The organism is Streptomyces durocortorensis (assembly GCF_016901035.1).
Lineage (GTDB): Bacteria > Actinomycetota > Actinomycetes > Streptomycetales > Streptomycetaceae > Streptomyces > Streptomyces durocortorensis.
The window spans coordinates 1-7,924 of sequence record NZ_JAFEUF010000279.1; the positions used below are offsets into that span (position 1 = coordinate 1).

Here is a 7,924-nt window from a genome sequence, read left to right on the forward strand (position 1 = left end):
TTGGTTCTGTGTTGGGGGGGGCGCGTGTTTCGGCTTCTTGGTTTCGCGGGGTTTGTGCGGTTTAGGGCCCCGGTGGCTGGTCTGGTCGCCGTCCTGTTCTTTGTGGGGGGGCTCCGGGGTGGGTGGGGGCGGGCCCGCGGGCGGCCCCCCCTTCCCGTATCCGTACGCGCGAGATCGGCTCCGTACGCGCGAAGTCGGCTCCGTACGCGCGAGACCCGGCGCGCTACTTGCCGGGCGAGGCCGCCTTGCCCTTGCCCCCGGCCTGCTCGGCGGGCTCGGCCGCCACCGCGTCCGGGTCGGGGGCCTCTTCGAAGTTCACCCGGCCCATGTGGCGGTTCATCGACTTCATCAGGGCCCACACGCCGACGGCGAGCGCTGCGAAGACGAGGAAGCCGAGAACGCCGGGGGTGACCTTGTTCTTGTCGAGCTCTTCAGCGGCGAACGGGACGAGGTGCGTCAGTGCCTGGGTCGCGTACATATCAGGCATTGTCGCGGATGCCCGCGAAGAGGTCGCTCTCGGGGAGGGAGGTATCGACCAGAGACTTCGCCAGCTCGTACTCCTCGGTCGGCCAGACCTCGCGCTGGATGTCCATCGGGACGCGGAACCAGCCGCCCTCGGGGTCGATCTGCGTGGCGTGCGCGATGAGCGCCTTGTCGCGGATCTCGAAGAAGTCGTCGCAGGGGATGTGCGTGGTCAGGGTGCGCTCCACCCGCTCGAACTCCTTCCAGCGCTGCAGCCACTCGCCGTACGGGGACTCCAGCCCGCGGGCGAGGAGCGCCTCGTGCAGGGCGACGGTGCGCGGCCGGTTGAAGCCCTGGTTGTAGTAGAGCTTCCGCGGCGTCCAGACCGGGCCGAACTCGTCCTCGGGAAAGCGCTCCGCGTCGGCCGCACCGTCGAACGCGATCATGGAGATCGTGTGCGTCATGATGTGGTCGGGGTGCGGGTAGCCGCCGTTCTCGTCGTACGTGGTGATGACCTGCGGCCGGAACGCGCGGATCTTCGCCACCAGGCGCCCCGCGGCGAGCTCGGGCTCCTCCAGGGCGAAGCAGCCCTCGGGCAGCGGCGGCAGCGGGTCGCCCTCGGGCAGCCCCGAGTCGACGAAGCCGAGCCACTCCTGCTGGACGCCCAGGATCTCCCGGGCCTCGTCCATCTCCTTCTTGCGGACCTCGTGGATGTTCTTCTCGATGTACGCGTCACCCTGGAGCTTCGGGTTGAGGATGGAGCCGCGCTCGCCTCCCGTGCAGGTCACGACCAGCACGTCCACCCCCTCGGACACGTACTTGGCCATGGTGGCCGCGCCCTTGCTCGACTCGTCGTCGGGGTGGGCGTGAACGGCCATCAGCCGCAGCTGCTCAGTCAAAGCTCGATCCTCAGTCATTGGTCGCTCTGGTCGATCATGGGTCGCTCCGGCTCCCCGCCGGGGAGGCACCGGCCCGCGTGACACCGGTGTGGGGCGCGGTCGGGTGACGGGCGGGCGGCTTCTATAGTGACTGAACGAGGGGCCGGAAAATTCCTCGATGCCCGGTCCGGAGGGAACGATCATGACGACGGTTCGCGAGGCTGCGCCCGAGGGGCGGTACGGCCGGACCGAGGATCAGCGTGCGGACCGCAAGCTGAAGATCGTCGGATCGGTCCTGGGCGTCGCCCTGCTCGGCGTGATCGGGTGGATCGGTTACGACTACGTGGGCAACCAGGGCATCAGCGGCGAGATGATCAAGTTCAAGGTCGTCTCCGACACCCGGGCCGACGTCCATCTGGAGGTCCGCAAGGACCGCGAGGGCCACGGCTACTGCGTGGTGCGGGCGCTCAGCGAGGACGGTTCCGAGGTGGGCCGCAAGGAGGTCCGGTTCGACCGGGCCGAGGACCGGATCGACGAGGTCGTGACCGTGGTGACCCGGTCGAGGGCGACCGCGGTCGAGCCGATGGGCTGCACCGCCGACGACGGCCCGCGCGGCTGATCCGGGCGCACCGGCCCTGACCTGCGGCGATACGAGGCGCGGCGGCCGGTCCGGGCGTGTGGCGGTTTACCTTCTCCCCCTTTTCCTGCGGAATTGTTAGGCTCGTGGTTTCGCCCACCCGCAGAGGCACATGCTTCTGGGTAGGGCGATGCTTTGTATTCCCGACACTTCCCAGCATTCCCAGCACTTCCCAGTACCGACGAGGAGCACCTGTGACCCAGACCAGCGAAAACGTCACCTGGCTCACGCAGGAGGCGTACAACCAGCTCAAGGCCGAGCTGGAGCACCTGTCTGGTCCCGCGCGCACGGAGATCGCCGTCAAGATCGCGGCGGCCCGTGAGGAGGGTGACCTCCGGGAGAACGGCGGGTACCACGCGGCCAAGGAGGAGCAGGGCAAGATGGAGCTGCGGGTGCGCCAGCTGACCCAGCTCCTGGAGCACGCGAAGGTCGGCGAGGCGCCGGCCGACGACGGCGTGGTCGAGCCCGGCATGGTCGTCACGATCGCCTTCGACGGCGACGAGGACGACACGCTGACCTTCCTGCTCGCCTCCCGTGAGTACGCCAGCACGGAGATCGAGACGTACTCCCCGCAGTCCCCGCTCGGCCTCGGTGTGAACGGCAAGCGGACCGGCGAGGACGCGGACTACGAGCTGCCGAACGGGAAGACCGCCTCGGTGAAGATCCTGGCGGCGAAGCCCTACACCGGCTGACGTCCGGCCCGCCACGACGCATTCGACGACGACGCGGGGGGCCCGCGCGCCCCCGGCTGTGGGGGGGGGGCGCCCCCCCCGGGGGGGGGGGCGGGCGGGGGGGGCGGGGCGGCGGGGCGGGGCCGCGCCCGGCGCCCCCCCCCCCCGCCGTCTGCCGCCCCGGGGGGGCCCCCCCCCCCCGGCGGGGGGGGGCGGGGGGCCCCCGCGTCGTCGTGTGTCCAGGTCGTGAGGAGCGCCTCAGGCGGTCGCCGAGCGGTACTTGCGGACCGCGAGCGTCCGGAAGACCACGATGATCAGGATCGACCAGAGGACCGACGCGAGGACCGGGTGCTCCATCGGCCACGCGCCGGTGACCGACTTCGGTACGCCCGGCATCGTGTTGCCGAAGAGCTCACGGGCGCCCGCCACCGTGGCGCTGAACGGGTTCCACTCGGCGATGTGCTGGAGGAACGTCGGCATGTTGTTGACCGGCACGAAGGCGTTCGAGATGAACGTCAGCGGGAAGAGCCAGATCAGCCCGCCGGAGGTGGCCGCCTCCGGGGTGCGGACGGACAGGCCGATCAGCGCGCCGATCCAGGAGAACGCGTAGCCGAGCAGGAGCAGCAGCAGGAAGCCGCCGATCACCTTGCCGAGGTTCTCGTGGGTCCGCCAGCCGACGAGCAGCGCGACGCCCGCGAGGACGACGAGCGTGAGCGTGGTCTGGACGAGGTCGGCGAGCGTCCGTCCGGTGAGGACCGCGCCCCGGGCCATGGGCAGCGACCGGAAGCGGTCGATGAGCCCCTTGTGCATGTCGTCGGCGATGCCGGCGCCGGCGCCCGCGGTGGCGAAGGTGACGGTCTGGGCGAAGATGCCCGCCATCAGGAATTCCTTGTACAGCTGCGGGTCGGTGGAGCCGCCGATGCTGATGGAGCCGCCGAAGACGTAGGTGAACAGCACCACGAACATGATCGGCTGGATCAGGCCGAAGATCACCATCTCGGGGATCCTCGCCATGCGGATCAGATTCCGCTTGGCGACGACGAGCGAGTCCTTGACCGACTGGACCACACCGCCGGAGGGCCGTGGGGCCAGGACGGGGGCGTCCTTGGTGGTGGTGCTCACCGGGTCTCCTCCTTCTCCTCGTTGGCGTCCGCTTCGGCCGCGTGGCCGGTGAGGGAGAGGAAGACGTCGTCGAGGGTGGGCCTGCGCAGGGCGATGTCGTCGATCTCCACACCCTGGGCGTCCAGGTCGCGGATGATCTCGGCCAGCAGCTTGGCCCCGCCGCTGACCGGGGCGGTCAGCTTGCGGGAGAGCCGGACGACGGTGACCTCGCCCTTGCCGAGGGAGGTCAGCACGGACCGGGCGCGCTCGATCTCGTCGGGGCGGTGCACGACGACCTCGACGCGCTCGCCGCCGGTGCGGGCCTTCAGCTCGTCGGAGGTGCCGCGGGCGATGACCTTCCCGTGGTCGATGACGCAGATGTCGTTGGCGAGGCGGTCGGCCTCCTCCAGGTACTGCGTGGTCAGCAGCAGCGTCGTACCGCCGGCCACCAGGTCCTCGATGACGTCCCACAGCTGCTGCCGGTTGCGCGGGTCGAGCCCGGTCGTCGGCTCGTCCATGAACATCACGGGCGGCGAGACGACCAGCGCGGCCGCGAGGTCGAGGCGGCGGCGCATCCCGCCGGAGTACGTCTTGGCGGTGCGGTCGGCGGCGTCGGCGAGGTTGAACCGGTCCAGCAGGACGCCGGCCCGGGCCTTCGCGTCGCGGGCGCTCATCTGGTAGAGCTGCCCGACCATCTGGAGGTTCTCGCGGCCGGTCAGATACTCGTCGACCGCGGCGAACTGTCCGGAGAGCCCGATCGAGCGGCGTACCTCGTTGGGCTTCCTCAGCACGTCGATCCCGGCCACGGTCGCCGTTCCGCTGTCCGGGCGCAGCAGCGTGGTCAGCACCCGTACGGCGGTGGTCTTGCCCGCGCCGTTGGGCCCGAGCAGCCCGAGGACGGTGCCCTCGGGCACATCGAGGTCGACTCCGTCCAGGGCTCGTACGTCACCGAAGGTCTTCACCAGACCTTCGGCATGGATGGCACCTGGCATAGAGGGACTCCCCCGTCGCTCGCGGTACGTGCTCGGTACGTCGTGACGTCGTTCCGTAGCGATCCTAGGATTCGCGGGGCCCCACCGCGCGCCGAATAACGAGATCCGGCCAATCGGCGCGAAGCGGACGGTCAGCCGATCACCCGGTAGCCCGCCGCGCGCAGCGTCTCCTCGACGTCCGCGCAGTGCTGCGGGCCCTTCGTCTCCAGATACAGGTCGACCTCCGCCTCGGTCAGTCCGAGGCGCGGGTCGGTGCGCACATGGCTGATGTCGAGGACGTTGGCGTCGGCCACGGTCAGCGTGGCCAGCAGGGCGGCGAGCGCCCCCGGGCGGTCGGTGAGCCGCAGCCGCAGGCTGAGGTAGCGGCCGGCCGCGGACATCCCGTGCCGCAGGATGCGCTGCATCAGGAGCGGGTCGACGTTGCCGCCGGACAGCACGGCGACGACCGGCCCGCGGAATGCCTTCGGGTCGCTGAGCAGCGCGGCCACCGGGCTGGCCCCGGCGGGCTCGACGACCAGCTTGGCCCGCTCCAGGCAGAGCAGCAGGGCGCTGGACAGCTCGTCCTCGGTGACCGTGCGGACCTCGTCGACCAGCTCCTCGACCAGGGCGAACGGTACGTCGCCGGGGCGGCCCACCTTGATGCCGTCGGCCATCGTGCTGACCGGGGAGTCCAGCGACACGGGGTACCCGGCGGCGAGCGAGGGCGGGTAGCAGGCGGCGCCCTCGGCCTGGACGCCGACGATCCGGACGTCGGGGCGCAGCGCCTTCACCGCGACGGCGACGCCCGCGGCGAACCCGCCGCCGCCGATGCCGAGGACGATCGTGCGGACCTCCGGGCACTGCTCCAGGATCTCCAGGCCGACGGTGCCCTGGCCCGCGATGATGTCGGGGTGGTCGAACGGGTGGATGAAGACCGCACCGGTCTCCTCCGCGTACCGCTGGGCGGCGGCGAGGGTCTCGTCGACGACCTGGCCGTGCAGCCGCACCTCGGCCCCGTACTCCCGGGTCGCGGCGACCTTGGGCAGGGGCGCCCCGACGGGCATGAAGACCGTCGAGCGCACGCCGAGGAGGGATGAGGCGAGCGCGACGCCCTGGGCGTGGTTCCCGGCGCTGGCGGCGACCACCCCGGCCGCCCGCTCCACCGGGGTGAGGCCGGAGATCCGGACGTAGGCGCCGCGCAGTTTGAAGGATCCGGTGCGCTGGAGGTTCTCGCACTTGAGGTGGACCGGGGCGCCGACCAGCTCGGTCAGATGGCGGCTGCCCTCCAGGGCGGTCATCCGGGCCACCCCGTCCAGCATTTTCCGCGCTCCCCGGACGTCGTCGAGGATCAGGGCCGGATGGTGGGCGGTCGCGCGGAAGTTCATGCCCGCAAGTCTTGCAGCTCGGACCGGGCGCGGCAGACTTGTCCATGGCGGCCTGCGGTGGTGTCCGCAGGTTTGTGCGGCACTGGTACACGTTGCCCCGGGGCCGCGTACTCTGTCCCCCACTCATCCGACACCGCACGAAGAGAGTCCCCGGCCATGCCCCCTCAGGACATGACGACTGCTGCGTCTCCTTCCGGGGGCGCCGCCCCCGAACACCCGGGCCCCGACCGCCTGCTGGACTCGCTCCAGCACCAGGTGGCGGTCTTCGCCCGCCGTGCCGAGCAGACCCGCCTCGGCGGTGTCGGCCAGGTCCGCAACTCGATGGACCGGGCGGCGTACCTGCTGCTGAACCGGCTGGACAAGGAAGGGCCGATGGGCGTCAAGGCACTGGCGGCCGGGATGGGGATCGACTCCTCGACGGTGACGCGGCAGGTCGCGCCGCTGGTGGACACCGGTCTGGTCAAGCGCACCTCGCACCCGGAGGACGGCCGGGCCGTGGTGCTCCAGCTCTCCCCGCGCGGTCAGGCCCGCCTGGAGGAGGTCCGCGCTTCACGGCGCGAGCTGATGTCGCAGGTGACGGACGGGTGGACGCAGGAGGAGCGGGACACGTTCTGCGCCCTGCTCACCCGTTTCAACGGTTCGCTGGCCGCCCGGCAGGCGGCGTACCAGCCGCCGCAGACCGACTGAGCCGCCTCCCCTTCCCGCCCCTTGCGCTACGCCCGGGCCCGGCGCCGCGCGGAGTACCTGACACTGCGGCTGGCCGCCTTGAACCGGGCCACGCTGGACGTGTACCGGGCCGTCGGTTTCCACTCCTTCAGCGTGGCGGCGACCGGCGGTGCGGCCTCACTCATATCCGGTCCGGCCACCTCCGTCTTCCTCAGCCCCCAGGGCCTGACGGTGCACAGCCATGCGAGCGGGCCGGGTGCTCCACCGGTCTCCCTGCCCGCGCCGGCCGAGCTGCTCGACCGGCTGGCCTCGCCGACCCTGGGCGGCGGTACGGGCATCGAGGTAGCGACGATTCCCGGGGGCCGGTGGAAAGCGCTCCTGCCGCTCGACCCGATCGAGGGCGACGTGTTCCTGGTCGTGGCCCGTACCAAACGCAACCGGCCGCCCGTCTGCGTCGCCGTTCCGGCCGCCGCGGCCCGCACCACCGACGAGCGCGAACTGCTGCAGCAGCTGGTGAACGCCAGCGCCCTGGCGTTGGAGGCCCTGCGCACCTTCAACGAGGAACACTCCCTGGCGCTGGCCCTCCAGCGCACCTTCCTGCCGGACCGGCTCCCGGACACTCCCGGCACGAGCCTTGCCGTGCGCTACCGCCCGGCCTCCGACCACGCCGAGATCGGCGGCGACTTCTACGAGGCGCTCCAGACCCCGGCCGGGTTGCTCCTGGCCATCGGCGACGTGGCCGGACACTCGCTCGTCGCGGCGACGGTGATGGGCGAGATCCGGCACGCACTGCGCGCCTACGCCCTGGAGGGCCACCCGCCCCACCATGTTCTGGAGCGCCTGGACGCCCTCCTCGCCCATACCCGGCCGGGCCTCACCGTGACGCTCTGCCTCGTCCTGGTCGAGCCGGGCGGCAGCCGGATCCACATAGCCAACGCCGGCCACATACCTCCGTTGCTCCTCGCCCCCGACGGCGGCTCGGCCTATCTGTCCGAGCACGGTCCGCTGCTGGGCCTGCGGCTTCCCCACCCCCCCCCCCCCCCGCCGCACCCCCCCGCCCCCCCCCCCCCGCGGGGGGGCGCCGGCCCCGGCCCGGGCGCCCCCCCCCCGCGGGGGGGCCCGCCCCCGCAGGCCGGAGGCGAACATCCGGGAG

8 protein-coding genes and 1 pseudogene are annotated in these 7,924 nt (G+C 71.7%); 4 read left to right on the forward strand and 5 right to left on the reverse strand.

The features are described from left to right. Positions 1 to 223: 223 nt before the first annotated feature. A complete protein-coding gene (locus tag JS521_RS31190; RefSeq protein ID WP_205086282.1) occupies positions 224 to 478 on the reverse strand; it encodes a hypothetical protein in 255 nt (84 codons plus the stop codon). Between the two features lies 1 nt (position 479). Then, the gene (mca, locus tag JS521_RS31195; RefSeq protein ID WP_205086283.1) at positions 480 to 1,361 is read right to left on the reverse strand and encodes a mycothiol conjugate amidase Mca; all 882 of its coding nucleotides are present in this window, start codon (positions 1,359 to 1,361) and stop codon (positions 480 to 482) included. Positions 1,362 to 1,542: 181 nt separating this feature from the next. Between mca and JS521_RS31200 the strand changes: the two genes are divergently transcribed. Both JS521_RS31200 and greA read left to right on the forward strand, forming a co-directional pair. Next, positions 1,543 to 1,959, forward strand: a complete 417-nt coding sequence (locus JS521_RS31200) for a DUF4307 domain-containing protein (RefSeq protein WP_029182089.1) — start codon at positions 1,543 to 1,545, stop codon at positions 1,957 to 1,959. Between the two features lie 212 nt (positions 1,960 to 2,171). Further along, positions 2,172 to 2,669: a transcription elongation factor GreA gene (gene greA / locus JS521_RS31205; protein ID WP_205086284.1), complete on the forward strand. Its 498-nt coding sequence runs from the start codon at positions 2,172 to 2,174 to the stop codon at positions 2,667 to 2,669. Positions 2,670 to 2,906: 237 nt separating this feature from the next. On the opposite strand, the gene JS521_RS31210 is transcribed toward greA, so the two are convergent. From JS521_RS31210 to ilvA, 3 genes are all read right to left on the reverse strand, one after another. After that, the gene (locus JS521_RS31210) at positions 2,907 to 3,770 is read right to left on the reverse strand and encodes an ABC transporter permease (protein WP_205086285.1); all 864 of its coding nucleotides are present in this window, start codon (positions 3,768 to 3,770) and stop codon (positions 2,907 to 2,909) included. Next, complete coding sequence (locus tag JS521_RS31215) at positions 3,767 to 4,741, reverse strand: ATP-binding cassette domain-containing protein (protein WP_205086286.1); 975 nt, start codon at positions 4,739 to 4,741, stop codon at positions 3,767 to 3,769. Before JS521_RS31215 ends, JS521_RS31210 begins: the two co-directional genes overlap by 4 nt. 131 nt (positions 4,742 to 4,872) lie before the next feature. Beyond that, positions 4,873 to 6,105 carry a threonine ammonia-lyase gene (ilvA, locus tag JS521_RS31220; RefSeq protein ID WP_205086287.1) on the reverse strand — a complete coding sequence of 411 codons (1,233 nt, stop codon included), beginning with the start codon at positions 6,103 to 6,105 and terminating at the stop codon, positions 4,873 to 4,875. A gap of 156 nt (positions 6,106 to 6,261) precedes the next feature. Between ilvA and JS521_RS31225 the strand changes: the two genes are divergently transcribed. Beyond that, positions 6,262 to 6,792, forward strand: a complete 531-nt coding sequence (locus JS521_RS31225; protein WP_200718845.1) for a MarR family winged helix-turn-helix transcriptional regulator — start codon at positions 6,262 to 6,264, stop codon at positions 6,790 to 6,792. 18 nt (positions 6,793 to 6,810) lie between these two features. Next, positions 6,811 to 7,833 (forward strand): annotated as a pseudogene (locus JS521_RS31230) (PP2C family protein-serine/threonine phosphatase); the annotation flags it as partial. Positions 7,834 to 7,924 lie beyond the last annotated feature (91 nt).

What these genes read in the sequence shown, in the direction of transcription:
- JS521_RS31190 (WP_205086282.1), bottom strand. Translation starts at nt 478, where the DNA reads ATGTACGCGACCCAGGCACTGACGCACCTCGTCCCGTTCGCCGCTGAA.
- JS521_RS31200 (WP_029182089.1), top strand. Translation starts at nt 1,543, where the DNA reads ATGACGACGGTTCGCGAGGCTGCGCCCGAGGGGCGGTACGGCCGGACC.
- JS521_RS31215 (WP_205086286.1), bottom strand. Translation starts at nt 4,741, where the DNA reads ATGCCAGGTGCCATCCATGCCGAAGGTCTGGTGAAGACCTTCGGTGAC.
- ilvA (WP_205086287.1), bottom strand. Translation starts at nt 6,105, where the DNA reads ATGAACTTCCGCGCGACCGCCCACCATCCGGCCCTGATCCTCGACGAC.
- JS521_RS31225 (WP_200718845.1), top strand. Translation starts at nt 6,262, where the DNA reads ATGCCCCCTCAGGACATGACGACTGCTGCGTCTCCTTCCGGGGGCGCC.